The 23,475-nt window shown below is 67.9% G+C and carries 26 protein-coding genes and 1 pseudogene; 17 read left to right on the top strand and 10 right to left on the bottom strand.

The features are described 5' to 3' along the window. The coding region (locus tag N5E02_RS03490) for a hypothetical protein (RefSeq protein WP_279945832.1) at positions 1-205 on the top strand (205 nt) is incomplete at its 5' end. A gap of 194 nt (positions 206-399) precedes the next feature. On the opposite strand, the gene msrA is transcribed toward N5E02_RS03490, so the two are convergent. Continuing rightward, the gene (gene msrA, locus N5E02_RS03485; protein ID WP_065179689.1) at positions 400-1,065 is read right to left on the bottom strand and encodes a peptide-methionine (S)-S-oxide reductase MsrA; all 666 of its coding nucleotides are present in this window, start codon (positions 1,063-1,065) and stop codon (positions 400-402) included. Positions 1,066-1,095: 30 nt separating this feature from the next. Continuing rightward, entirely contained in the window at positions 1,096-1,359 is a 264-nt protein-coding gene (locus N5E02_RS03480) for a DUF2007 domain-containing protein (RefSeq protein ID WP_005415362.1), read from the bottom strand. 258 nt (positions 1,360-1,617) lie between these two features. Here N5E02_RS03480 and N5E02_RS03475 point away from each other — a divergent pair, with 258 nt between their 5' ends. The 6 genes from N5E02_RS03475 (at position 1,618) to N5E02_RS03450 (ending at position 6,987) form a co-directional block, all read left to right on the top strand. Continuing rightward, a complete protein-coding gene (locus N5E02_RS03475) occupies positions 1,618-3,366 on the top strand; it encodes a glutamine--tRNA ligase/YqeY domain fusion protein (RefSeq protein WP_065186344.1) in 1,749 nt (582 codons plus the stop codon). 43 nt (positions 3,367-3,409) lie between these two features. Beyond that, on the top strand, positions 3,410-4,063 hold the full coding sequence (locus N5E02_RS03470) for a hypothetical protein (protein WP_065179678.1): 654 nt from the start codon (positions 3,410-3,412) through the stop codon (positions 4,061-4,063). 48 nt (positions 4,064-4,111) lie between these two features. Further along, the gene (locus N5E02_RS03465) at positions 4,112-4,834 is read left to right on the top strand and encodes a DUF6348 family protein (protein ID WP_279945830.1); all 723 of its coding nucleotides are present in this window, start codon (positions 4,112-4,114) and stop codon (positions 4,832-4,834) included. 96 nt (positions 4,835-4,930) lie between these two features. Next, positions 4,931-5,491, top strand: a complete 561-nt coding sequence (locus N5E02_RS03460; protein WP_005415358.1) for a nucleoside deaminase — start codon at positions 4,931-4,933, stop codon at positions 5,489-5,491. Then, the gene (gene rlmM / locus N5E02_RS03455) at positions 5,475-6,542 is read left to right on the top strand and encodes a 23S rRNA (cytidine(2498)-2'-O)-methyltransferase RlmM (protein WP_053501233.1); all 1,068 of its coding nucleotides are present in this window, start codon (positions 5,475-5,477) and stop codon (positions 6,540-6,542) included. The genes N5E02_RS03460 and rlmM overlap by 17 nt, the downstream gene beginning before the upstream one ends. 49 nt (positions 6,543-6,591) lie before the next feature. Then, entirely contained in the window at positions 6,592-6,987 is a 396-nt protein-coding gene (locus N5E02_RS03450) for a hypothetical protein (RefSeq protein WP_065179680.1), read from the top strand. A gap of 68 nt (positions 6,988-7,055) precedes the next feature. Here N5E02_RS03450 and N5E02_RS03445 read toward each other — a convergent pair whose 3' ends face one another. Further along, positions 7,056-8,237: a UbiH/UbiF family hydroxylase gene (locus tag N5E02_RS03445; RefSeq protein ID WP_053500461.1), complete on the bottom strand. Its 1,182-nt coding sequence runs from the start codon at positions 8,235-8,237 to the stop codon at positions 7,056-7,058. Then, on the bottom strand, positions 8,234-9,442 hold the full coding sequence (gene ubiH / locus N5E02_RS03440) for a 2-octaprenyl-6-methoxyphenyl hydroxylase (RefSeq protein ID WP_065197365.1): 1,209 nt from the start codon (positions 9,440-9,442) through the stop codon (positions 8,234-8,236). The genes N5E02_RS03445 and ubiH overlap by 4 nt, the downstream gene beginning before the upstream one ends. A 109-nt stretch (positions 9,443-9,551) precedes the next feature. Between ubiH and N5E02_RS03435 the strand changes: the two genes are divergently transcribed. The 10 genes and pseudogenes from N5E02_RS03435 (at position 9,552) to N5E02_RS03390 (ending at position 19,420) form a co-directional block, all read left to right on the top strand. Next, positions 9,552-10,136, top strand: coding sequence for a hypothetical protein (locus N5E02_RS03435; RefSeq protein ID WP_164093593.1), 585 nt, complete (start codon positions 9,552-9,554; stop codon positions 10,134-10,136). An 8-nt stretch (positions 10,137-10,144) separates the two neighbouring features. Then, entirely contained in the window at positions 10,145-10,699 is a 555-nt protein-coding gene (locus N5E02_RS03430; protein WP_065186340.1) for a cob(I)yrinic acid a,c-diamide adenosyltransferase, read from the top strand. A 9-nt stretch (positions 10,700-10,708) separates the two neighbouring features. After that, positions 10,709-11,647, top strand: a complete 939-nt coding sequence (locus N5E02_RS03425) for a histone deacetylase family protein (RefSeq protein WP_053500468.1) — start codon at positions 10,709-10,711, stop codon at positions 11,645-11,647. An 89-nt stretch (positions 11,648-11,736) separates the two neighbouring features. Further along, positions 11,737-14,217, top strand: coding sequence for an LPS-assembly protein LptD (lptD, locus tag N5E02_RS03420; RefSeq protein WP_081275821.1), 2,481 nt, complete (start codon positions 11,737-11,739; stop codon positions 14,215-14,217). After that, positions 14,214-15,542, top strand: a pseudogene (locus N5E02_RS03415) (peptidylprolyl isomerase); the annotation flags it as partial. The gene lptD and the pseudogene N5E02_RS03415, both read left to right, overlap by 4 nt. Positions 15,543-15,560: 18 nt before the next feature. Continuing rightward, on the top strand, positions 15,561-16,541 hold the full coding sequence (pdxA, locus tag N5E02_RS03410) for a 4-hydroxythreonine-4-phosphate dehydrogenase PdxA (protein WP_065179685.1): 981 nt from the start codon (positions 15,561-15,563) through the stop codon (positions 16,539-16,541). After that, a complete protein-coding gene (gene rsmA, locus N5E02_RS03405) occupies positions 16,538-17,341 on the top strand; it encodes a 16S rRNA (adenine(1518)-N(6)/adenine(1519)-N(6))-dimethyltransferase RsmA (RefSeq protein WP_061478350.1) in 804 nt (267 codons plus the stop codon). Before pdxA ends, rsmA begins: the two co-directional genes overlap by 4 nt. A gap of 13 nt (positions 17,342-17,354) precedes the next feature. After that, on the top strand, positions 17,355-17,738 hold the full coding sequence (apaG, locus tag N5E02_RS03400) for a Co2+/Mg2+ efflux protein ApaG (RefSeq protein WP_008268668.1): 384 nt from the start codon (positions 17,355-17,357) through the stop codon (positions 17,736-17,738). 15 nt (positions 17,739-17,753) lie between these two features. Further along, on the top strand, positions 17,754-18,776 hold the full coding sequence (locus N5E02_RS03395; protein ID WP_164093591.1) for a symmetrical bis(5'-nucleosyl)-tetraphosphatase: 1,023 nt from the start codon (positions 17,754-17,756) through the stop codon (positions 18,774-18,776). Continuing rightward, entirely contained in the window at positions 18,773-19,420 is a 648-nt protein-coding gene (locus tag N5E02_RS03390; protein WP_032953945.1) for a DUF1287 domain-containing protein, read from the top strand. Before N5E02_RS03395 ends, N5E02_RS03390 begins: the two co-directional genes overlap by 4 nt. 86 nt (positions 19,421-19,506) lie before the next feature. Here N5E02_RS03390 and N5E02_RS03385 read toward each other — a convergent pair whose 3' ends face one another. The 6 genes from N5E02_RS03385 to N5E02_RS03360 form a co-directional block, all read right to left on the bottom strand. Beyond that, entirely contained in the window at positions 19,507-19,998 is a 492-nt protein-coding gene (locus N5E02_RS03385; protein ID WP_053500480.1) for a dihydrofolate reductase, read from the bottom strand. Continuing rightward, positions 19,995-20,282 carry a hypothetical protein gene (locus N5E02_RS03380; protein WP_065428238.1) on the bottom strand — a complete coding sequence of 96 codons (288 nt, stop codon included), beginning with the start codon at positions 20,280-20,282 and terminating at the stop codon, positions 19,995-19,997. Before N5E02_RS03380 ends, N5E02_RS03385 begins: the two co-directional genes overlap by 4 nt. Before the next feature lie 81 nt (positions 20,283-20,363). Further along, positions 20,364-21,158 (bottom strand): thymidylate synthase, encoded by a 795-nt coding sequence (locus N5E02_RS03375; RefSeq protein WP_005415342.1) that lies wholly within the window; start codon positions 21,156-21,158, stop codon positions 20,364-20,366. Beyond that, positions 21,155-22,042, bottom strand: a complete 888-nt coding sequence (gene lgt, locus N5E02_RS03370; protein ID WP_262220275.1) for a prolipoprotein diacylglyceryl transferase — start codon at positions 22,040-22,042, stop codon at positions 21,155-21,157. The genes N5E02_RS03375 and lgt overlap by 4 nt, the downstream gene beginning before the upstream one ends. Before the next feature lie 51 nt (positions 22,043-22,093). Then, positions 22,094-22,588, bottom strand: coding sequence for a TPM domain-containing protein (locus tag N5E02_RS03365; protein WP_065186338.1), 495 nt, complete (start codon positions 22,586-22,588; stop codon positions 22,094-22,096). Beyond that, positions 22,588-23,475 (bottom strand): TPM domain-containing protein, encoded by an 888-nt coding sequence (locus tag N5E02_RS03360; RefSeq protein WP_069139523.1) that lies wholly within the window; start codon positions 23,473-23,475, stop codon positions 22,588-22,590. The genes N5E02_RS03365 and N5E02_RS03360 overlap by 1 nt, the downstream gene beginning before the upstream one ends.

Genomic DNA, 23,475 nt, shown 5'->3' with positions numbered 1-23,475 from the left:
GTTTCCGGTGGCCACCCGCCACGGAAGAAAGAAAGAAGAGCAACAGCGGGTCGCGCGCTTCGCTTGCTTGGAGCGGAGCATGGCTCCGCTCTACAGAAAGCACTGCAGGATCAAACAAGAAGGACGCGGCGAACGCCGCGTCCTTTTTGTTTTCCTTCAGTTCGTCAGTAATCCACTGCTCCTGCCCACCGTCACCGGGAAATGATCGGAGGCGGGACGGGTACAGATGGCGGGACCGTCCACGGCATGGATGCCGTGGCCGAGCCCCCAGGGACGGGTTTACGGCGTGTCCCGCCATCTGTACCCGTCCCGCCAAACCATCAGCAACCCAGAGCCGCTTTGGCTTTGGCTTTGGCAGTTGCTTTCAGCTTCAGCCCGCCGCAGGCGGACCACCGCGCGTCAGCGCGGCGCCTCCACATCCAACCCGATCGGGCAGCTCACGCCGGTGCCGCCGATGCCGCAGTAGCCGTTCGGATTCTTCGCCAGGTACTGCTGGTGGTAGTCCTCGGCGTAGTAGTACGCCGGTGCCGGGTACACGATCTCGGTGGTGATCGGGCCGTAGCCGGCCGCAGCCAGCTGCGTCTGGTAGGCCTCGCGGCTGGCCAGCGCGGCCTTGTACTGGGCCTCGTCGGTGGCATGGATCGCCGAGCGGTACTGGGTGCCGGTGTCGTTGCCCTGACGCATGCCCTGGGTTGGATCGTGGCTTTCCCAGAACAGCTGCAGCAGCCGCTCCAGGCTCACCACCGCCGGGTCGAACACCACCTGCACCACTTCGGTGTGGCCGGTCAGGCCCGAGCAGACCTCTTCATAGGTCGGGTTCGGCGTGATGCCACCTGCATAGCCGACCGAGGTGCTGTACACGCCCGGCTCGGTCCAGAACTTGCGCTCGGCGCCCCAGAAACAGCCCAGCGCAAAGCGGATCTGCTGCAGGCCGGCGAAACGGTCCTTCAGCGGATGGCTGTTCACGAAGTGCTGGTTGCTGTGCAGCGGCAGCGGTTGGTCACGCCCCGGTAGCGCCTCTTCCGGGCGCGGCAGGCGCTGCTTGAAGGCGCCGATGCCGAGGATGCCCTGGCCAATTCCCAACATGATGCGCTCCTACGCCGGAAGACCGGCAATGTCGTCTGCATCGGAAATGGGGTCGGACGGGGCCTGGCCCAAGTCCAGCGCCGCTACGATGTCCTCGGCCTGCGGCCGCGCCGCATCGGGGATGCCGACCCGCAACACGCCAAACAGCGGCAGCTCGCCCATCCCGCCCAGCAGCTGCTCTCCGAACACGAACGCAGGGATACCGGCGTCTTCCAGGGCGTGCTTGACCAGATGGGCGTCGAACAGGTTGTCGGCCTTGTACACGATGTGCATGCGGCGGCTCCTCGGGGCAAGGGTCCAGCATACGCCTGGGGGCTGAATGGTGGTGGTGACGGCGCATGACCGTTCTGCCGGCCAGCGGCCGGCACTACCCATCCACCTTCCGGTAGCGCCGGCAGCGGGCCGGCGGAATGTGGATCGCCGTGCAGTTGGGTAGTGCCGGCCGCTGGCCGGCATCCCCACACCCCACCGGGCAGCCCTGCCCCGTACGCGCTAGACTGTTGGTCTTTCTGCCTTTCTTTTCGCCGACTCATGTCCGAGCATACCCCCGCCAGCCCCGAGACCCCCGCCGACAGCCACGAGAAGCGCGATTTCATCCGCCAGATCGTGCGCGAGGACCTGGCCAGCGGAAAGCACCAGGCGATCAAGACCCGCTTCCCGCCGGAGCCGAACGGCTACCTGCACATCGGTCACGCCAAGTCGATCTGCCTGAACTTCGGCATCGCCGGTGAATTCAGCGGCGTCTGCAACCTGCGCTTCGATGACACCAACCCGGCCAAGGAAGATCCGGAATACGTGGCCGCGATCCAGGACGACGTGCGCTGGCTGGGCTTCAGCTGGAACGAGCTGCGCCACGCCTCGGACTACTTCCAGGCCTACTACCTGGCCGCCGAGAAGCTGATCGAACAGGGCAAGGCCTATGTCTGCGACCTGTCGGCCGAAGAAGTGCGTGCCTACCGCGGCACCCTGACCGAGCCGGGTCGCCCGTCGCCGTGGCGCGACCGCAGCGTCGAGGAAAACCTCGACCTGTTCCGCCGCATGCGCGCCGGTGAGTTCCCCGATGGCGCGCGCACCCTGCGCGCGAAGATCGACATGGCCAGCGGCAACATCAACCTGCGCGATCCGGCGCTGTACCGCATCAAGCACGTCGAGCACCAGAACACCGGCAACGCGTGGCCGATCTACCCGATGTACGACTTCGCCCATGCGTTGGGTGATTCGATCGAGGGCATCACGCACTCGCTGTGCACGCTGGAATTCGAAGACCACCGCCCGCTGTACGACTGGTGCGTGGACAACGTCGATTTCGCCCATGACGACGCGCTGACCCAGCCCCTGGTCGATGCCGGGCTGCCACGCGAAGCGGCCAAGCCGCGCCAGATCGAGTTCTCGCGCCTGAACATCAACTACACGGTGATGAGCAAGCGCAAGCTGATGGCGCTGGTCACTGAACAGCTGGTGGATGGCTGGGAAGACCCGCGCATGCCGACCCTGCAGGGCCTGCGACGCCGTGGCTACACCCCGGCCGCGATGCGCCTGTTCGCCGAGCGCGTGGGCATCAGCAAGCAGAATTCGCTGATAGACTTCAGCGTGCTCGAAGGCGCACTGCGCGAGGACCTCGACAGCGCCGCGCCGCGCCGCATGGCCGTGGTCGACCCGGTCAAGCTGGTGCTGACCAACCTTCCGGAAGGCCACGAAGAACTGCTGACCTTCAGCAACCACCCGAAGGACGAGAGCTTCGGCAGCCGCGAAGTTCCGTTCGCCCGCGAAGTGTGGATCGATCGCGAGGACTTCGCCGAAGTGCCGCCGAAGGGCTGGAAGCGCCTGGTGCCGGGCGGCGAAGTGCGCCTGCGTGGCGCCGGCATCATCCGCTGCGACGAAGTGATCAAGGATGCCGACGGCACCATCATCGAACTGCGCGGCTGGCTCGATCCGGAATCGCGTCCGGGCATGGAAGGCGCCAACCGCAAGGTCAAGGGCACCATCCACTGGGTGAGCGCCGTGCACGGCGTACCGGCCGAGATCCGCCTGTACGACCGCCTGTTCTCGGTGCCGAACCCTGACGACGAATCGGAAGGCAAGACCTACCGCGACTACCTGAACCCGGAATCGCGCCGTACCGTCACCGGCTATGTCGAGCCGGCCGCAGCCAGCGCCGCACCGGAGCAGTCGTTCCAGTTCGAGCGCACCGGCTATTTCGTCGCCGACCGCCGCGATCACACCGAAGCCAAGCCGGTGTTCAACCGCAGCGTGACCCTGCGCGACACCTGGTCGGCCTGAGCACCTGCGCGGGCGCCCACACGGCGCCCGCACGCCCCCGACGATGATCACCGCCCTGTCCGTCCTGCTCTGGTTCATCTCGCAGCATCCGCTGCTGACGTTCTTTGCAGCGATGGTGCTGGCCGGGCTGGTCTCGTGGTGGCGACGCTTTCCAGGCTACGCCATCGTGGTGTTCCCGCTGGCGATGCTCAACATGTTCTTCGGCCACTTCCTCAACGCCACCTTCCTCAACCTAGTGGGCGAGCGCGGCGAAGCGGTGATCGTCAAGGCAGAGCGAACCAGCTCGACGCTCAACGAACAGTACATCTGGCGCTACGAAGGGGTGCTGCGTACCGCCGAGGGCCGCGACGTGGACGTGGTGTTCCACACCAACACCGCTTCGCTGTGGCCGCTGGAAAACGCCATCCGCATCCCGGCGCGCGACCAGCCGTTCGTGGTCAAGTACACGCCGGGCTTCCCACGCAACTTCGTCATCCTCACCAATGAATCCCCGTACGGCGTCGCCCAGGCGCGGGCCAGCGCGCGCGAGCGGGTGGAGGTGGCGGCACGCAAGCTGCATTTCAGCCCGGGTAATGCCGATTTCCGCGCGGACTATCGCCGCGAGCTGGAAAGCTGGCTGCGCGACCACGGCAACGACCCGCAGCAGCAGTCCGACGCGCAGCGCTATCGCGCCGAACTTGACGCGCTCGACCGCTAGCACCAGGCCCGGCCTGGATGCTCCACCCGATCCATCCACAGGCCTGACATGACCACGACGTCCACCGCCCTCCTCCCACTGCTGCAGCAGGCCCTGCAGGACGCCAGCGTCGCCAGCCGCATCGACGGCAACGCGCTGCTGCTGGACAGCGGACTGCGCCTGACCCCGCATGCGATGGCCGCACACGCGCGCGACAACGGGGGCTGGCAGACCTCCACCGTCATCGAAAGCCAGCATCCGCTGCTGTTCGCTGACGGCCTGTTCGAGTACCAGCACGCCAACGGTACCGATGAACAGACATCGCTGCTGGCCGGCTTCCAGGCCTGGGCACGGGTGGACCTGGTGACCCTGCAGACCGTGATCGGCGCCGAAGACGCACAGGCCCTGCCAATGATGGGCCTGACCTATCCGGCCGGCGATGAGGGCCGGGAACACGAACGCACCGTGGTGCTGGGTCCGCTGGCGCATTACCGCGAGCACGAGGTGGACGCCAGCACCTGCAGCGAGGACGACCATGGGTCCTGTCCGTGCTGCCTGTTCACCAGGAGCATGGACGCCTTCGACGAGCTGCTGAAGGCGCGCCCGTTCCTGGCCATCCGCCTGTTCGCCTCGCGCGATGCCGATGGCCTGTGCGAGGCCGATTGCCGGGTCAACGGCCACGATTTCGCCGCCGCCCTGCCCCTGCTGCGTGCCTATGCAGCCAGCTGGCCGCAGGCCGGGCTGGAGTTCCGCAAGCAGTACGTGGTGATCCGCACCGGCTCGCCCGGCTGACCCACCGCCACACCCGATACAGGCCGGTGCGGCTACACTGCGCGCCGGTTTCCCAAGCAACCGCACTTTCTTCCATCCCTACGAGGCACCCCCGCGATGCTGTACGCGCAAGTCCACCTGACCCTTCCCGCCTGGATCCACGACCAGATCGACCTGGATCGTCGATATCCGGGCGATGAGGCCAAGGTCGCGCTGGCGATCGAGCTGTCGCGGCTGAACGTCGAGCACGCCAGTGGCGGCCCGTTCGGCGCCGTGGTGTTCGGCCCGGACGACAAGGTGATCGCTGCCGGCGTGAACCGGGTGATGCCACACGCGACCTCGCTGGCGCACGCCGAGAACATGGCCTACATGCTGGCCCAGCAACGCCTGCAGACCCCGCGCCTGAACGCGGTGCTGTCGCCGGTCACCCTGGCCACCAGCTCGCAGCCGTGCTGCCAGTGCTACGGCGCCACCGTGTGGGCCGGCATCGACCGCCTGCTGATCGGTGCCAGTGCAGCCGACGTCGAAGAACTGACTCCGTTTGACGAAGGCCCGCTGCCGGCCGACTGGGTCGGCGAGCTCAACAAGCGTGGCATCGAAGTGGTGCAGGGCCTGAACCGCGACGCCGCGCGCAGCGTGCTGCGTGCCTATGGGGAAAGCGATGGCGCCCGTTACTGAAACCGGCATCGGCCTGCTGTGCCTGTGCCGGCAGGGTTTCGAGCCCGAGCTGGCCGGCGAACTGCAGTTCCGTGCCGGCGAAGCCGGTTTCGCCGGTTATGCGCGTACCCAGCGCAATGACGGCTACGTGCTGTTCATGTGCGACGAGGCCGCGGCGCTGGCACCGCGCCTGCGCTGGCGCGAACTGATCTTCGCGCGGCAGAAGCTGGTGGTGCTGGCCGAGCTGCCGCAGCTGGATCCGGCCGACCGCATCACGCCGATGCTGGAGGTGCTGGCCGATGCGCCGCGCTTCGGCGACCTGTGGGTGGAGCATCCCGATTCCGACGCTGGCAAGCCGTTGTCCGGCCTGGCGCGTTCCTTTGGCAATGCACTGCGCCCGGCGCTGCGCAAGGCCGGCAAGCTCAGCGACAAGCCGAACACCCGCCTGCCGCGCCTGCATGTGGTGTTCGTCGACGGTACCCATGCCTTCGTCTGCGTGGCCGACCCGGGCGACAGCGCGCCGTGGGCATTGGGCATTCCGCGCCTGAAGCTGCTGCCCGAAGCGCCTTCGCGTTCGGCGCTGAAGCTGGACGAGGCGCTGTTGACCCTACTGACGCCTGAAGAACGCGAGGCGCTGGCCAAGCCCGGCATGCGCGCGGCCGACCTTGGCGCCGCCCCCGGTGGCTGGACCTGGGTGCTCACCCGGCAGCACATGCACGTGCTGAGCATCGACAATGGCCCGCTGCGCCAGCACGTGCTGGACACCGGCCTGGTCGAGCACCTGCGCGCCGATGGCTTCCACTGGCACCCGGAACAACCGCTGGACTGGATGGTCTGCGACATGGTCGAGCAGCCGCGCCGCGTCGCCGAACGCATGGCCACCTGGTTCCGCGAAGGCTGGTGCAGGCATGCGATCTTCAATCTGAAGCTGCCGATGAAGAAGCGCTGGGACGAGACCCGGCTGTGCCTGGACCTGTTCCAGGACCAGGCCGGGAAGCCGCTGGTGGTGCGCGCCAAGCAGCTCTATCACGATCGTGAAGAGATCACCGTGCTGGCCTCGCCGCTGCGCTGATCCCATTGCATCCGCCGGGCATGGCCCGGCGCTACCGGGGAACGGAACCATGCGCTACCACTCGCTCACCCTGCTGATCACTTTGCTGTCAGTCGCACCGGCCATGGCCCAGCAACTGCCGCACACCCCTGCGCAGAGCCAGCCGCTGGGCCCCACCGGCGGCGCGATCCGCCAGCAGCCACTGGATGCCGGTCGGGTCAGCGGCAGCGTCGAGATTGCACAGCCGGCCGGCGAGGCACAGGTGACGGTGCGTTCGCTGGAGCCCAGCAGCGTGGTTGGCCAGTACCGCATCCACTTCGCCGCGCTGGATGTGAACGGCGATGGTTTCATCAGCCGCGAGGAAGCGCAGGCCAACCCGGCGCTGGCCGACGAATTCAATTCGCTGGACCGCAGGCATCGCGGCAAGCTGGACCGCACCGACCTGGCCGGCTGGCTGGTGGATTGAAAAAGGGGACGGAGGGGATTAAGTCGTATGTGCACATACGACTTAATCCCCTCCGTCCCCTTTTTGCTTCAGACGCCGGCGGCGCGCTTCCAGAACGCCTGCACCAGCGGCGGCCATCGGCCGACGCAGCCCAACGCACGGCCCCGGGCCAGGGTCAGGTGCATTTCGTCGTTGGAGAACAGGCGGTTGATCGCATCGAAGCTGTAGGCGGCGATGTGGTTGTCGCTCCGCCGTTCGCGTGCCCAGCGCTGCAGGCGCTGCGGCGACAGCCGCGGTTGGCCGCGGCGCTCTGCCGAGGGTGCCAGCCACTGCTGCAGGGCGGCGACATCACGCAGCCCCAGGTTCACGCCCTGCCCGGCCAGCGGATGCACCACATGCGCCGCGTCACCCAACGCCAGTACACGACCGGCCACGTAGTGACGGGCCAGCTGGCGGCGCAGCGGGAATGCCGCTCGCGGGGAGGCCAACCGCAGCTCACCCAGGCGTGCCGCGAAGGCGCGGGTCAGTTCGCGGTTGAAGCTGTCCTCGTCCAGTGCCAGAACACGCGCCGCCTCGTCCTCGGGCAGGGTCCAGACGATCGAGCTGCGGCGCTCGGCCACCGGCAGCAACGCCAGCGGCCCGCTTGGCAGGAAGCGCTGCCAGGCCGTGGCCTGGTTGGGAAGATCGCTGTCCACGTAGGCCACCACGCCACGCTGGTGGTAGTCATGGCGCTCCACCTCTATCCCGGCCAGCTGGCGGAGGGTCGATTCGGCGCCGTCGGCGGCCACCGCCAACGCCGCTTCCAGGCGACGCCCGTCATCCAGGCGCAGGCGCACGCCGTCCTCGTCCTGCTCCAGCGCGTCCACCCGTGCCGGGCAGTGCAGCTGCACACCCGCCGCCGGCAGCGCCGACCACAGGCGGTCCTGCAGCAGCCCGTTCTCGACGATGTAGCCCAGTTCGCGACGGCCGAAGCGATCGGCGTCGAACAGCAGATCCTCGCCACCGGCAGCGTCCCACACCTGCATGCGCCGGTAGGGCCATGCACGGGCCTGCGCGATCGCCGGCCACACACCAAGACGATTCAGCAGCTGTACGTTGTCGGCAGCGAAGGCGAACACGCGCAGGTCCGGCTGTGCGGCCTGCCACGGCGCCGGTTCGCGACCTTCCACCAGCGCCACCGACAGGCCAGCATCAGCCAGCGCCAGCGCACACGCGGCACCGACCACGCCACCGCCGATGATGGCCACATCAAGACGCGCGCGCCGGCTCATGCCGCTTCTCCACGGCACAGCCGCGGCACCTCGCCGCGGAAGCCCATCGCACCACCGACCAGCATCGATTGCACCGAGGCGCGCTGCGCGGCCACCAGGCCGAGGCTGCGCAGCGGCCGCATCAACGGCGCCGGATTGCTGGTCAGGCGCGCCAGCCCGCCGGAGAACGCCACCGTCTGCCGGCGGTCCTCTTCGCGGCGCGCGACATAGGCCTGCAGCAGTGCATCGCTGCCGGCATCCTCATGCGCATCCTCCAGCAGTTCAGCCAGGGTCAGCGCATCGCGCAGGCCCAGGTTGAAGCCCTGCGCCCCCAGCGGATGGACGGTCTGCGCGGCATTGCCGAGCAGCACCGCGCGCTCTCCGGCCAACGCGCGCGCCAGCACCTGGATGAGCGGATAAGCACTGCGCGGGCCGGATTCGAGCAGCCGGCCCGCGCGCCAGCCGATCGCGTTCTGCAGGCGTTGCAGCCAAGCCGCATCGTCCAGCGCCATCACCGCATCGGCCTGGTCGCGCGCAACACCGTGCACGGTGCCGAAGTGGCGATCACCACGCGGCAGCAGGGCGGTCGGGCCGGTATCGGTGAAGCGCTCCCAGGCGGTGCCGTCCGGCGCACGCTGGCTGCGCACGCGGGCCACGAACAGGGTCTGCTGGAAATCATGGCGGTCGACCTCGATGCCGAGCGCGCCGCGCACGCCACTGGTCGTGCCATCGGCCCCCACCACCAGCCGGGCCTGCAGCACGCGTTCGCCGGTCTCGTCGGCCACCCGCACCTGGCGGTAGCCATCGACCACCTCGCCCAGGCCCAGGAAGCGCATGGGCCGGTAGCGCCGCAGCCGCGGCAGCTCCTGCAGGCGCGCTTCCAGCGCCTGGCCGAAGTCCCGCGCCACCACCACCTGGCCGAACCACGGCCGGTCGTAGTCGGAAGCCTCCAGCTGCACGCGGCCGAAATCGCCGGCGCGGCTGACGTGGATGCGGCGGATCGGGCCCGGCGCCATCGCCAGCTTCTGCATGACCCCCAGCGCGGTCAGCGCATTGACCGTGGCAGCGGCAAAACTGAGGTTGCGCTGGTCGAACACCGCCGGCAGCTCGCCGGCCGGGCTGGCCTCGAGCAGGCCCACATCGCGGCCCAGGCGGTCCAGGGCGATGGCCAGGCTGGCACCGACCAGGCCACCACCGACGATCAGCACGTCATGTCGTTCACTCATGATGTTCATGATACGCGCTCGCCCTGCCCGAACGCCCAACACCACCCGACCTGCGCTAACCGGCGCGGCGGGCTAGAATGAAACCTGAATCCGCTCCGGGCCCGCTGCCATGTCCGCCATCGCCAACCGCGCCTTCGTCCTGTCCGTCCTCGTGCTGTTGCTGGCGGCGACCCGGGTCAACCACTTCGCGGCGATCCCCGATGCCTCCTGGGCGGTGTTCTTCATCGGTGGCTTCTACCTGGCCACGTGGACACGCTGGGCGTTTCCGCTGCTGATGGTGTTCGCCGTGCTGGTGGACTGGATCGTGATCCGCAGCAGCGGCCTGGATTTCTGGCAGCACTACTGCGTGTCGCCGGGTTACTGGCTGCTGCTGCCGGCGTATTTCTCGCTGTGGGCCGGCGGCATGCTGCTGGGCCGCAACTACCAGGGCGCACGCTGGCCGGTGCTGGCCAAGGGTGCACTGCTGCTGGTGGCCTCGGTGGCGGTCTGCCACCTGCTGGCGCAGGGCGGTTTCTACTGGACCACCCGCAACGTGGCCGAGCCGACGCTGGCCGGTTGGGCGCAGAACTACGCACAATGGTTCGGCCCCTACCTGCGCACCACCGCGATCTACGTGGCGCTGGCGGCGGCATTGCAGCTGGCGGTGGAGCAGGTACTGAAGCTTCAGCAGGCCCGCCGCGACATCCGGCACTGAGCCGCGCCATGGGCCATCGCCTCTCGCGCATCTATACCCGCACCGGCGACGACGGCAGTACCGGCCTCGGCGACGGCCAGCGCGTGGCCAAGGACGACGCCCGGGTGGCGTCCTACGGCACCGTCGATGAAGCCAACGCTGCGCTCGGCCTGCTGCTTGCCACCGCGCTGCCCGAGGATGTCCGCGCGCTGGTGGTGCATCTGCAGCACCAGCTGTTCGACCTGGGTGCCGAGCTGTGCATCCCGGGCCACGTCGCCATCCACGCCGCCGATGTCTCGGCACTGGAACAGCAGCTGGACCACTACAACGCCAACCTGCCGATGTTGAAGGAGTTCATCCTGCCGGCTGGTGGCGAGGCCGCCGCACGCTGCCACCTGGCCCGCACCATCGTCCGCCGCGCCGAGCGCGAGACCGTCACCCTGGCCCGCCTTGAGCCCGTGCGCAGCGAGGCGCTGCAGTACCTCAACCGGCTGTCGGACCTGCTGTTCGTGCTGGCGCGCGTACTGGCCCGCGCCGACGGCCATGGCGAAGCGCTGTGGCAGCCACAGCAGCGCCAGCGCTGAGTCGGCACGATGCTGGTCTTCACCCATCCGTCCTGCCTGCTGCATGACCCCGGCCCCGGCCATCCGGAGTGCCCGCAACGCCTGCAGCAAGTACTCGATGCCCTGCACGCCGCGTTCCCCGGCCAGCTCGACTGGCGCGAGGCGCCGCCGGCCAAGTTCGGCGAACTGACCCGGGTCCACGACAGTGCCCTGCTCGACTTCGTGCTGCAGCCGCAGACCGCGCCGCTGCGCCAGCTGGACATGGACACCTGGACCTCGCCGGGCTCGGCCAGTGCCGCCGTGCACGCCGCCGGCGCCGGGGTGGCCGCGGTCGATGCAGTGATGCTGGGCGAGGATCCGCTGGCGTTCTGCGCGGTGCGGCCCCCGGGCCACCACGCCACCAGCAGCACCGCGATGGGCTTCTGCCTGCTCAACAACATTGCCATTGCCGCGGCCCATGCCCGCGACCGCCATGGGCTGGAGCGGATCGCGGTGGTCGATTTCGATGTCCACCATGGCAACGGCACCCAGGACATCTTCCAGCACGACGCCCGGGTCTCGTACTACAGCACCCACCAGGCCGGCCTGTTCCCCAATTCCGGCCTGCGCCGCGACCGCGGTGCCGGCAACCTGATGAACATCCTGCTGCCCCCGGGCAGTGGCGGTTTCCGCTTCCGCAACGTGTGGGCCGACGAAATGCTGCCGGCCATCGACGACTTCCGTCCGCAGCTGCTGCTGATCTCGGCCGGCTTCGACGCCCACCTGCGTGACCCGCAGGCCGACCTGATGCTGGAAACCGACGATTTCGCCTGGATCACCCGGGAGCTTCATGCGCTGGCGCGCCGTCATGCGGCCGGCCGGGTGGTCTCGATGCTGGAAGGCGGCTATGACCTGCAGGCCCTTGCCGAGTGCAGCGTGGCCCATGTCCGGGCCCTGCTGCTGCCCCCTCCCGGCAGCGTCTCCGGATGAACCCGAACCGGCAGGCTGCGGCGTCCTTCATTGCCCCTATGCAAGGGATGGGGCAAGCTACCGTCCGTTTTCGCCCGAATCCGAACCGCGTGCGCCGAGCCCTCCGCCTGCTTCCCCTGCCTCTGAGCATCGCCATCTGCCTGCCGGCAATGGCCGATGAAAAGCCGCTCAACTGGGGCCTGTGCCCGGCTACCGACGTGATTCCCGCGTTCACCGATGCGCCCACCCCGGTCCCGGGGCAGGACAAGGCCGCCGCCAGCGCTGCGCGCGAGCAGCAGCCGACCGACATCGAGGGTGACCAGCTGCTGGGCACGACCACTGTGCCGCAGTACGAAGGCAACGTGGCCCTGCGCCGCGGCGACCAGTTCGTCGGCACCGACAAGCTCAGCTTCGATACCGAGAGCGGCAACTACATCGCCGACGGCAATGTCCGCTACCAGGACTCCTCGATCCGCATGGTCGCCAAGCGCGCCGAGGGCAACCAGGAAAGCGACACCCACAAGATCACCGACATCAAGTACCAGCTGGTGTCGCGCCGCGGCAACGGCGATGCCGAGTCGGTCGACCTGCAGGGCGCGGTCGGCCAGATGCACCGCTCCACCTACACCACCTGCGACCCGTCACAGCCGGTGTGGAAGCTGTCGGCGCCGCAGATCGAAGTGGACAACGACGAGGGCTTCGGCACCGCCCGCAACGCCGTGCTGCGGATCGGCAAGGTGCCGGTGCTGTGGGCGCCGTACTTCAAGTTCCCGATCGATGACCGCCGCAAGACCGGCCTGCTGTTCCCGCAGCTGGGCATGTCCGGGCGCAACGGATTCGACTACGCACAGCCGATCTACTTCAACCTGGCGCCGAACTACGACGACACGTTGACCCCGCGCTACATGAGCCGCCGCGGCCTGATGCTCGACAACGAGTTCCGCTATCTCTACAACGGCGGCCGCGGCGAACTGCTGACCGCGTTCATGCCCAACGACAAGCTGCGCGACCGCGACCGCGGCCGGGTGATGTTCAGCGGTTACCACAACGTGGACAGCCACTGGCAGGCCCGTGCGAACCTGGCCTGGGTCAGCGACGAGCGCTATGTCGAGGACTTCGCCAACCGCCTGGTCGGGGTGACTGCCTCGAACCTGCAGAGCACCGTGGGCCTGTACGGCACCGGCAGGAACTGGACGGCCGGCATCATGGCCGACCGCTGGCAGCTGACCGACTACACGCTCAATGAAAGCGCGCTGCCGTACAACCGCCAGCCGCGCCTGTACTTCAACTGGGACAAGCCGGTCCTGCCGTGGCTGGAAACCGGCATCTATGCCGAAGCCGTGCGCTTCACCCACGACGACATCAACTTCAAGTACGGCGCCGATGCGGGACCCGACCTGCAGTACACGCGCAACGGCCAGACCCAACGCATGTACGGCGGCTCGCGACTGGACGTGAAGCCGTACGTGTCGTTCCCGATCAGTGGCGCGGCGTGGTACGTCACCCCGACCCTGGCCTACCGCTACACCGGCTACGACCTGGATCAGGGCCTGGCTGACAGCGTCCGCCGCAACGTGCTGGCCTCGCAGGGCGTCGACCCGAACACCGCCACGCCGGAGCAGCTGCGCGGCAACAAATCGCCCAGCCGCAGCCTGCCGATCGGCAGCATCGACGCCGGCCTGTTCTTCGATCGCGAGACCACGATCGGCGGCAAGTCATTCCTGCACACGCTGGAACCGCGCCTGTTCTACCTGCGCACGCCGTACCGCAACCAGGACGACCTTCCGATCTTCGACACCCGTGACTTCACGTTCAGCTGGGGCCAGCTGTTCCGCGACTCGCGCTACACCGGCGCCGACCGCCAGAACGATGCCAACCAGCTGACCCTGGCATTGGGCACCCGCTTCATCGACCAGACCACCGGCAAGGAACGCTTCTCGGCGGCCATCGGCCAGATCCAGTATTTCGACGAGTCGCGGGTGACCGTCACCCCGGGCGGCGCGCCGGTGGAAAAGGGCAAGTCGGCGTGGATCGCCGACGGCAACTACATGATCAACGACCGCTGGACCCTGGGTGCCACCTACCAGTGGGACCCGAAGTACAAGCGTGAGGATCTGGCCAGCGTCCGTGCCCGCTATCTGATGCCCAACGATGGCGTGATCAACCTCAGCTACCGCTACCGCATCAACTCGGGCGCCCCGGCCAACGCCAACAAGCACGACCGTACCCTGCTGGAACAGGCCGACCTGTCGTTCCTGTACCCGCTGAATGCGCGCTGGAGCCTGGTCGGTCGCTACTACTACTCGCTGCAGGACAAGGAGCCGCTGGAAATCATCGGCGGTGTCCAGTGGGACAGCTGCTGCCTGGCCGTGCGTGTGGTCGGCCGCCGCTATGTCCGCAACCGCGAAGGCGAGATGAACAACTCCATCCAGGTGGAGTTCGTGCTCAAGGGCCTGAGCTCCCTGGGGCAGGACACGGACCGTACCCTGCGCCGTGCTATCCTCGGCTACAACCGCGACGACCTCTATCTCGTGCCGCCGAGCAACACCGGGGCGACCCGGGATGACTACGATCCGAACCTGATCCCATGACCAAGCGCTTCCCCGTTCTTCTCGCCTCGCTGCTGGCGGTGTCCAGCGTGTCCGCCCCCCTGCAGGTGCTTGCCCAGGAGGCGCAGCCGCTTGACCGCATCGCTGCCGTCGTCGATGAGGACGTGATCCTGCAGAGCGAGCTCCAGCGTGCGATCGCCAACATCAAGGCGCAGTATGCCGGCCGCGAAAACCAGCTGCCGCCGGAAGACGTGCTCAGCCGCCAGGTGCTCGAACGCCTGGTGCTGGTCAAGCTGCAGGTGGCCCGCGCCCAGGGCAGCGGCATCCGTGTCAGCGACCAGGAGCTGAACCAGGCGATGAACGCCATCGCCCAGCAGAACGGTTCGAACCTGGATGCCCTTCGCCAGCGCCTGGCCCATGACGGTATCGATTTCAACGATTTCCGCGCGTCGGTGCGTGACGAGATCACCGTGCAGCGCCTGCGCCAGAGCTTCGCGCAGAGCCGCATCAGCGTCAGCGAGGGTGAAGTCGACGCCGCGCTGAAGCAGCAGGCCACGGTAGGCAACCAGTATCACCTGGCGCACATCCTGATCGCCCTGCCCGACGGTGCCAACGCCGACCAGATCGCCACCGGCCAGAAGAAGGCCGATGGCGTGAAGGCCCTGCTGGACAAGGGCGAGCTGGACTTCAACGCGGCGGCCGTGCGCTATTCGGACAGCCCGAACGCGCTGGAAGGCGGCGATCTGGGCTGGCGCAGCCTGGATGAAATCCCGCAGGCCTTTGCCCAGTTGATGGAAAAGATGAAGCCGGGCGAGGTGGTCGGCCCGATCCGCGGCCCGAGCGGCTTCCAGCTGCTGAAGCTGGTGGAAGTGCGTGACAGCAGTTCCGCCGCCGGTGAGCAGACGGTCACCGAGTTCCACGGCCGCCACATCCTGGTCCGCGTGGACGACCACCAGACCGATGCCGCTGCCAAGGCCAAGATCGATACCCTGCGCGCCCGCATTGCCGGCGGCGCCGACTTCCAGACCGTTGCCAGGGAGTCCTCCGAGGACAACAACAGCAAGGGCCAGGGCGGTGATCTCGGCTGGTTCCCGGCTGACGCGTTCGGTCCGGCCTTCGGCCAGCAGGTGAGTGGCCTGCAGGATGGTGGCGTCAGCCAGCCGTTCCGCACCGACGCCGGTTGGCACATCGTGCAGCGCGTGGCGACCCGCCAGACCGACGTGACCACCGACAACCAGCGCGCCCAGGTCCGCGAGACCATCGGCCGCCGCAAGCTGGAAGACGAGTACAACCGCTTCCTGCAGGAACTGCGTGGCGAAGCCTACGTCAGCTTCCGCAGCGGCGACCGCGCGGAAAACACCGCCACGCCGCCGCAGTCCTGACCGATGCGCCCCGAGCTCGCTCTGGTACCGGGCGAGCCCGCAGGGATCGGCCCGGAGCTGTGTGTCCGCCTCGTCCAGCAGCCGCGTGAAGATTGCCGGCTGCTGGCCTTCGCCGACCCGGACACCCTGCGCGCGGCTGCGGCCGCCCTGAACCTGCCCCTGCAACTGCTGCCCGAGCACGCCGAAGCACGCGTCCCCGGCGATCTGCGCCTGCGCGCCGTCCGCAACGCGGCGCCCAGCCACTTCGGCCAGGCCGATCCGGCCAATGCCAGCGCGGTCATCGGCGCCCTGCTCGGCGCCGGCCAGGCCTGCCTGTCCGGTGAGCTGCACGGTGTGGTGACCGGCCCGGTGCACAAGGCGGTCATCAACGAGGGCGGCATCGCCTACAGCGGCACCACTGAACTGCTGGCCGACCAGGCCGGAGTGAAGGTGGTGATGATGCTGGCCAATCACATTGTCCGCGTGGCCCTGGCCACCACCCACCTGCCGCTGCGCGAGGTGGCCGATGCGATCACCGCGCCCAGCCTGGAACACACCCTGCGCACGGTGCATGCCGCGCTGCGCCGCGAGTTCGGCCTGCCTGCGCCGCGCATCGCGGTGCTCGGGCTGAACCCGCATGCCGGCGAAGACGGTCATCTGGGACGCGAGGAACTGGACCTGGTCATCCCCCTGCTGCAGCGCCTGCGCGCGGAGGGCATGGACCTGGTCGGCCCGCTGCCGGCCGACACCGCCTTCCTGCCGGCCAAGCTGGCCGGCTTCGACACCGTGCTGGCGATGTACCACGACCAGGGCCTGCCGGTGCTGAAGTATTCCGGCTTCGAGCAGGCGGTGAACCTGACCCTGGGCCTGCCCTACCCGCGCGTGGCGGTCGACCATGGCACCGCGCTGGACCTGGCCGGCCGCGGCATCGCCGATCCTTCCAGCCTGCAGGCGGCAACGACGCTGTGTGCGCAGCTGGCGCGGCAACGTACACTGAGCGCATGAATTCCCCGCATTCCCCCTCCGGCCCGGTGTTCACCGCACCGGCCAAGAAGCAGCTTGGCCAGCATTTCCTGGCCGATCGCCACTACATCGACAAGATCGTGATGGCGGTCAATCCGAAAGATGGTGACCGCCTGGTTGAAATTGGTCCAGGCCAGGGCGCCATCACCCTGCCGCTGCTGCGCGTGCACCCGAAGCTGACGGTGATCGAGTTCGACCGCGACCTGATCGCGCCGCTGACCGCCGCCGCCGAGCCGCTGGGCGAGCTGACCATCGTCCACCGCGACGTGCTGCGCGTGGACTTCACCGAACTGGCCGATGGCCAGCCGATCCGCCTGGTCGGCAACCTGCCCTACAACATCTCCTCGCCGATCCTGTTCCATGCGCTGGAGCATGCCGCGGTGATCCGCGACATGCACTTCATGCTGCAGAAGGAGGTGGTCGACCGCATGGCCGCCGGCCCCGGCAGCAAGGTGTATGGCCGCCTCAGCGTGATGCTGCAGGCCTACTGCCAGGTGACCTCCCTGTTCGTGGTGCCGCCGGGCGCGTTCCGGCCGCCGCCGAAGGTCGATTCGGCCGTGGTGCGGCTGGTGCCGCGTGACCCGGCCTCGATCAGCATCAACGACCACACGCGCTTCGCCGAGGTGGTCAAGGCCGCCTTCGGGCAGCGCCGCAAGACCCTGCGCAACGCCCTGAACAACGTGGTGTCCGCCGAGCAGTTCATCGCTGCCGGCGTGCGTCCCGATGCCCGCGCCGAACAGCTGGACGTGGCCGAATTCATCGCTTTGGCCAATGCCTCCTGATTACACTGCCGGTATGGAAGACGCTGACGTATATGCCATCTCCGTCGAAGTCGCGCCGCGCTTCCTCGACGATCAATCCGCGCCGGAAGACGGTCGCTTTGCGTTCGCCTACACGATCCGCATCCACAACCAGGGGCGGGTCGCCGCACGCCTGGTCGCACGCCACTGGCGCATCACCGATGCCAATGGCCGTGTCGAGCATGTCGATGGCGACGGGGTGATCGGCGAGCAGCCGCGGCTGCGCCCCGGTGAAGACTTCCGTTACACGTCCGGTGTCATGCTGGGGACCGATCACGGGACCATGCAGGGGCACTACGACATGGTCGCCGACGATGGCACCGAATTTGCCGCGCCGGTCGCACCGTTCGTGCTGGCCGTCCCGCGTACCCTGCACTGACACGGAGGCCGAACGATGAGTGTGTGGGCGATCGGCGACCTGCAGGGCTGCTACGACGTGACCCAGCGGTTGCTGGAGAAGATCCGCTTCGACCCGGCCCAGGACACCCTGTGGTTCTGCGGCGACCTGGTCAACCGTGGCGGCCAGTCGCTGGAAACGCTGCGGCTGGTGCATTCGCTGCGCGAGCACAGCGTGGTGGTGCTGGGCAACCATGATCTTTCGCTGCTGGCCGTCGGTGCACGCACCGAAGAGGAGCAGCGCAAGGTCAACCCGGACCTGCTGCGCATCGTGCAGGCCGAGGACCGCGACGAACTGCTGGACTGGCTGCGCCTGCAGAAGCTGGTGCATGTGGATCGCGAGCTGGGCTGGATGATGGTGCACGCCGGCCTGGCGCCGAAGTGGACCACGCAGATGGCAGAGAAGCACGCCGCCGAAGTCGAGGTGCAGCTGCACGGCGCCGGCTACCGCAAGCTGTTCCGCAACATGTACGGCGACAAGCCAAGCTGGGCGCCGAACCTGTCCGGCTACGACCGTTCGCGTGCGATCATCAACGTGCTCACCCGCATGCGCTACTGCACCCCGCGCGGGCGCATCGGCATCGAGGACAAGGGCACCCCTGGCACGCAGGAACAGGGACTCTACCCCTGGTTCGAAGTACCTGGACGGGTCGAGCGCGACCTCAAGATCGTCTGCGGCCACTGGTCGGCGCTGGGCCTGACCATCACCCAGGGCGTGCACGCCATCGACACCGGCGCAGTCTGGGGCGGCAAGCTGACCGCGATCCAGCTCGATACCGACGAGCTGCGCGTGGTGCAGGTACCGGGCCGTGATGTACCGGCACCCGTACCCCACGCCCGCCCGCCGGCGCGACCGGCGCACGAGCGCTCCGCCGCTGCGGTGCAGGGCAAGGAACAGGGCGGCGGCAACGCCACTGCTGCCAACCCGGGCAACCGTGGTCCGCGCCGTCGTCGCCGTCGAGGTGGTGGCGGTGGAGGCTCCGGTGGACCCCACAACAACGGCGCCGCGCCGCAGGCATGACGCGACGCGGCTGGGCACCATGGAGGGTGCTGCTGCTGACGCTGGCCCTGGCCAGCGGCTGCCAGCCTGCTTCGCCCCCGGCTCCCACCGGCGGCGGAAATGCCGCCCCCACGCCATCGCAGCCGCAGGCCCCTTCACCGCCACTGGTGGCCGCAGCGCGCGCACAGATCGGCGTCACCACCCGTTACGATCCCGCCTACCAGGTCCTGTCCTATCCCGGCGGCGACGTCCCGCTTGATCGCGGCGTGTGCACCGACGTGGTGGTGCGCGCCCTGCGCAGCCAGGGCCTGGACCTGCAGGCGCGCGTGCATGAAGACATGCGCGGCAACTTCAGCGCGTATCCCGCGATCTGGGGCCTGTCACGGCCGGACCGCAACATTGATCATCGACGTGTGCCGAACCTGATGCGCTGGTTCGAACGGCAGGGCTGGCAGCAACCGATCACCGCCCTCGCCACCGACTATGCGGCCGGTGACATCGTGGCCTGGAAGCTCAACGGCAACGGTCTGCTGCATGTCGGCATCGTCTCCGACCGGAGGCTGGCCAATGGCACACCGCTGGTGCTGCACAACATCGCGCGCGGCACGCGTGAAGAGAACCTGCTGTTCCAGCACGCGATCATCGGGCATTACCGGATGCCGTAGGCACCTGCAGAGCCGGGCCATGCTCAGCTACGGGAGGTATCAGGCAACAGCAGCCGAGCATGGCTCGGCTCTACAGAAAACCATCCTCAGCGGCGCACGTAATGCACGAAGCGGAACGCATAGGCGTGGCGGTCATCGGCCGGATGCGGCTCGCTGCTCACTTCCCGCCAGTCCTGCACGGCCACCTCGGGGAAATGGGTGTCGGCGGGGACTTCGGCATCGACCCAGGTCAGGTACAGGTCGCTGGCCTGGTCCAGCAGCTGGTGGAAGATCTCGCCGCCGCCGATGATGCACAGCTCGCTGGCGCCCTCGCCTTCGGCAATCGCCTTCGCCTCGTCCAGCGACGCCACCGCGCGCATGCCCGCGAACGGCACCTGGCCGCTGCGGGTCAGCACCAGGTTGGTGCGCCCCGGCAGTACGCGGCCGATCGACTCGGCCGTCTTGCGCCCCATCAGGATCGGCTTGCCCAGGGTGAGCGCCTTGAAGTGCTTGAAATCATCCGGCAGGTGCCAGGGCATGGCATTGCCCTGGCCGATGCCACGGTTGCGGTCCAGCGCCACGATCATCGAGAGCTTCATTTGTCCGGATACAACTCGTTGAAGATTTTCATCGCCGCGCTACGTCCACCGAGTACTGTCGCAACCGCTGAGCAATAGAGCAGGAACAGTATTGCCGCAGTAGTCGGTTTGAGGTCAGTAATCATGGCCCAAAGGTCCACATCCTTTCCCGCGACCGCCGCATTGGCGACTGCCAGGAGAGGAGTAATTAACACACCAACAGTCAATGCAACGGCCAGGGAGCCGGACATCGACATCAAGCCTTCCGCCAGCTTTTCCCGTGCCTTTCGTGAATGTTTGCTCATTGCTTCTCCACTTGGTGAATCCGAGAAACAATCTGCATCAGTCAGGTCTCACCAGCTGATACGCAGCATGCCAAACATCACTCACACCGCCACCGGCGCCTTGATCGCCGGGTGCGGGTCATAGCCGTCGATGCGGATGTCGTCGAACCGGAAGCCGAACAGGTCGCTCACCTCCGGGTTCAACCACAGCTTCGGCAGCGCGCGCGGTTCACGCGAAAGCTGCTCGCGCGCCTGCTCGAAGTGGTTCGAATACAGGTGCGCGTCGCCCAGCGTATGCACGAAGTCGCCCACGCCCAGGCCCGTGGCCTGCGCCACCATGTGGGTCAGCAGCGCATAGCTGGCGATGTTGAACGGCACGCCGAGGAAGATGTCGCCACTGCGCTGGTACAGCTGGCAGCTGAGCTTGCCGTCCACCACGTAGAACTGGAACAGGTTGTGGCACGGCATCAGCGCCATCTGCGAAAGCTCGCCCACGTTCCAGGCGCTGACCACCAGCCGGCGCGAATCGGGGTTGCGCTTGATCTCGTCCACCAGCCACTGCATCTGGTCGATCTCGCGGCCATCGGCGGTGGCCCAGCTGCGCCACTGCTTGCCGTAGACCGGGCCGAGATCGCCGTTCTCGTCGGCCCACTCGTCCCAGATGCGTACCTGGTTGTCCTTCAGGTAGCCGATGTTGGTATCGCCCTTCAGGAACCACAGCAGCTCGTGGATGATCGAGCGCAGGTGCAGCTTCTTGGTGGTGACCAGCGGGAAACCTTCATTGAGGTCGAAGCGCATCTGCCAGCCGAACACGCTGCGGGTGCCGGTGCCGGTGCGGTCACTCTTCTCCGCGCCATGTTCCAGCACATGCGCGAGCAGATCCAGGTAGGCCTTCATGCCTTGCCCTCCGCAGCCATCACCGGTTGCGGCTGCAGCACCGGCGCGCGGCGCGACATCACCAGCAGCACCAGGCCGAAGGCGATGAGCGGCAGGCTGAGGATCTGGCCACGGGTCAGCCAGTCGAAGGCCACATAGACGCCGTTGTCGGGCATGCGTACGAATTCGACGGCGAAGCGGAACAGGCCGTACATCAGCGCGAACAGGCCGCCGACCAAGTAACGGTGGCGCGGCTTGGCCGACACCGTCCACAGCACCACGAACATCACCAGGCCTTCCAGGAACGCTTCATACAGCTGCGAGGGATGGCGGGCGAACTGGTTCAGCGCGCCGGTGGCGAACTGCGCCTGCAGGGTCGCATGGTCCAACTGGTTCAGCGGCGCCGGCAGGCCCGACGGGAACACCACGCCCCACGTGCCGTCGGTGTACTTGCCCCACAGCTCGGCGCCGATGAAGTTGCCGATGCGACCAAAACCCAGGCCCAGCGGTACCAGCGGCGCCATGAAATCCATGGTGTCGAAGAAGTGCAGCGCGTGCTTGCGCGACCACCACCAGCAGGCACCCAGCACGCCCAGCAGGCCGCCATGGAAACTCATGCCGCCGTCCCACACCTTGAACAGCAGCAGCGGGTTGTGCAGGAAATCGCCCAGCGCGTAGAACAGCATGTAGCCGATGCGGCCGCCCAGCACCACGCCGAGCATGGCGTAGAACAACAGGTCGGAGAAGCCGTTGGCATCGACGCCCGGCAGGCGCCCGGCGGCGATGCGCGTGCGGCCCAGCAGCCAGGCCGCAGTGAAGCCGAGCAGGTACATGATGCCGTACCAGTGCACCTTGATCGGCCCCAGCGAGAGGGCGATGGGGTCGATGTCGTGGAAATAGATCATGGAAGGTGCCTTGCGGTTGAACGCCTATTCTCGGGCCAGTGCCGCCCCGGCTCAACCAAGGATCTGCGGCGAGTTCGGCAACGCGTCATCGTTCGACCGGGTCGAGGCCGGAAAGTGCCCTTCGATCAGGCTGGAGACCTCGTCGATGGCATCCTGCAGCGCTTCCACCGGATTGGAACCACGCAGGCCCTCGCGCAGATGGGTGCAGACCCGCTGCCACTGCGCCGGACTGACCCGGCCATGCAGGCCGCGGTCGGCGACGATCTCGATGGCATGGTCGGCCAGCAGCAGGTAGATCAGCACGCCGTTGTTGTGGGCGGTGTCCCAGGTGCGCAGGCGTGCGAAGGCATGCTCGGCGGCCTGCCTCGGGGTGACCTTGTGCCACAACGCGGCCAGCGGCAGATCGGCCTCCACCGCGAACATCACCTGACCGCCGTGGCGCTGCTCACCGGCCGCGATGGCCTCGGTGATCGCCTGCAGCGTGGCTGGCGGGAACGCGCGACGTACCGACGGCGAACATACATGGCGGAACAGACGTTGGATCATCACCAGCCTCCCGAAGCGCCACCGCCACCGGAACGGCCACCGCCGCCGCCCCAGCCGCCTCCGCCGCCGAATCCACCACCACCGCCGAAGCCGCCTCCCCCGCCCCAGCTGCCACCGCCCCAGCCACCACCGCCGGCAAAGCGCCCCGGATGGCCGGACAGCATCGCCACGATCAGGCCAACCACGCCGGCCAGGCCACTGGCCAGCAGGGTGGAGGTGAACAGGAACGCCGCCACGGCTGCGCCAGCGCCGCCGAGCAGGCCACGCAGCGGGCGCGGCACGCGCGCGAACACGCCGCGCAGGATGCTGCCGGCGAACACACCGATGAACAGCGCCAGAAACCAGGCATCGCCGCCGCCACCCGGCTCGCGCCCACGATGGCCACTGACCGGTGCCGGCAGCGTTTCGCCATCGATCAGCTTGACCAGCACGGCGGTGGCATCCGTGATGCCCCCGGCGTAGTCGCCGGCGCGGAAACGCGGCACCAGGTATTCCTGGATGACCCGGTTGGCGATGGCATCGGGAATCGCGCCTTCCAGGCCGTAACCCGGCTCGATCCGCACGCGCCGGTCGTCCTTGGCCACCACCAGCAGCACGCCGTCATCGACGCCCTTGCGGCCGATCTGCCACTGGTCGAAGACCCGCGTGGTGTACTGCGCGATGTCCTCCGGCTGGGTGGTGGGTACCACCAGCACCTGCAGCTGGCTGCCCTTGCGCTGCTGCAGGTCCAGCGCCTGCTGCACCAGCGCCTGCTTCTGCGCGGCATCCAGCGTGCCGGTGGTGTCGACCACCGGCGAATCCAGCGCCGGAATCGGCGCCAGCTGCTGGGCCTGCGCCGCCAGCGGCAGCCACAGCAGCAGGGCCAGCAGCGCAGTGGCCAGGCGCAT

Origin of the sequence: Stenotrophomonas sp. GD03777 (genome assembly GCF_029842485.1) — a bacterium.
GTDB lineage: Bacteria > Pseudomonadota > Gammaproteobacteria > Xanthomonadales > Xanthomonadaceae > Stenotrophomonas > Stenotrophomonas sepilia.
Note: the sequence above shows the minus strand (reverse complement) of the source record. Positions and strands in the feature narration are given on the sequence as shown.

Coding starts and splice junctions, on each gene's coding strand:
- rsmA (WP_061478350.1), top strand. CDS start 16,538: ATGAATTCCCCGCATTCCCCCTCCGGCCCGGTGTTCACCGCACCGGCC.
- N5E02_RS03390 (WP_032953945.1), top strand. CDS start 18,773: ATGACGCGACGCGGCTGGGCACCATGGAGGGTGCTGCTGCTGACGCTG.
- N5E02_RS03365 (WP_065186338.1), bottom strand. CDS start 22,588: ATGATCCAACGTCTGTTCCGCCATGTATGTTCGCCGTCGGTACGTCGC.
- N5E02_RS03385 (WP_053500480.1), bottom strand. CDS start 19,998: ATGAAGCTCTCGATGATCGTGGCGCTGGACCGCAACCGTGGCATCGGC.
- N5E02_RS03475 (WP_065186344.1), top strand. CDS start 1,618: ATGTCCGAGCATACCCCCGCCAGCCCCGAGACCCCCGCCGACAGCCAC.
- N5E02_RS03360 (WP_069139523.1), bottom strand. CDS start 23,475: ATGCGCCTGGCCACTGCGCTGCTGGCCCTGCTGCTGTGGCTGCCGCTG.
- rlmM (WP_053501233.1), top strand. CDS start 5,475: ATGGCGCCCGTTACTGAAACCGGCATCGGCCTGCTGTGCCTGTGCCGG.
- N5E02_RS03480 (WP_005415362.1), bottom strand. CDS start 1,359: ATGCACATCGTGTACAAGGCCGACAACCTGTTCGACGCCCATCTGGTC.
- pdxA (WP_065179685.1), top strand. CDS start 15,561: ATGCGCCCCGAGCTCGCTCTGGTACCGGGCGAGCCCGCAGGGATCGGC.
- N5E02_RS03425 (WP_053500468.1), top strand. CDS start 10,709: ATGCTGGTCTTCACCCATCCGTCCTGCCTGCTGCATGACCCCGGCCCC.
- N5E02_RS03470 (WP_065179678.1), top strand. CDS start 3,410: ATGATCACCGCCCTGTCCGTCCTGCTCTGGTTCATCTCGCAGCATCCG.
- lgt (WP_262220275.1), bottom strand. CDS start 22,042: ATGATCTATTTCCACGACATCGACCCCATCGCCCTCTCGCTGGGGCCG.
- N5E02_RS03460 (WP_005415358.1), top strand. CDS start 4,931: ATGCTGTACGCGCAAGTCCACCTGACCCTTCCCGCCTGGATCCACGAC.
- ubiH (WP_065197365.1), bottom strand. CDS start 9,442: ATGAGTGAACGACATGACGTGCTGATCGTCGGTGGTGGCCTGGTCGGT.
- N5E02_RS03375 (WP_005415342.1), bottom strand. CDS start 21,158: ATGAAGGCCTACCTGGATCTGCTCGCGCATGTGCTGGAACATGGCGCG.
- N5E02_RS03450 (WP_065179680.1), top strand. CDS start 6,592: ATGCGCTACCACTCGCTCACCCTGCTGATCACTTTGCTGTCAGTCGCA.
- apaG (WP_008268668.1), top strand. CDS start 17,355: ATGGAAGACGCTGACGTATATGCCATCTCCGTCGAAGTCGCGCCGCGC.
- N5E02_RS03430 (WP_065186340.1), top strand. CDS start 10,145: ATGGGCCATCGCCTCTCGCGCATCTATACCCGCACCGGCGACGACGGC.
- N5E02_RS03435 (WP_164093593.1), top strand. CDS start 9,552: ATGTCCGCCATCGCCAACCGCGCCTTCGTCCTGTCCGTCCTCGTGCTG.
- N5E02_RS03445 (WP_053500461.1), bottom strand. CDS start 8,237: ATGAGCCGGCGCGCGCGTCTTGATGTGGCCATCATCGGCGGTGGCGTG.
- N5E02_RS03380 (WP_065428238.1), bottom strand. CDS start 20,282: ATGAGCAAACATTCACGAAAGGCACGGGAAAAGCTGGCGGAAGGCTTG.
- N5E02_RS03395 (WP_164093591.1), top strand. CDS start 17,754: ATGAGTGTGTGGGCGATCGGCGACCTGCAGGGCTGCTACGACGTGACC.
- N5E02_RS03465 (WP_279945830.1), top strand. CDS start 4,112: ATGACCACGACGTCCACCGCCCTCCTCCCACTGCTGCAGCAGGCCCTG.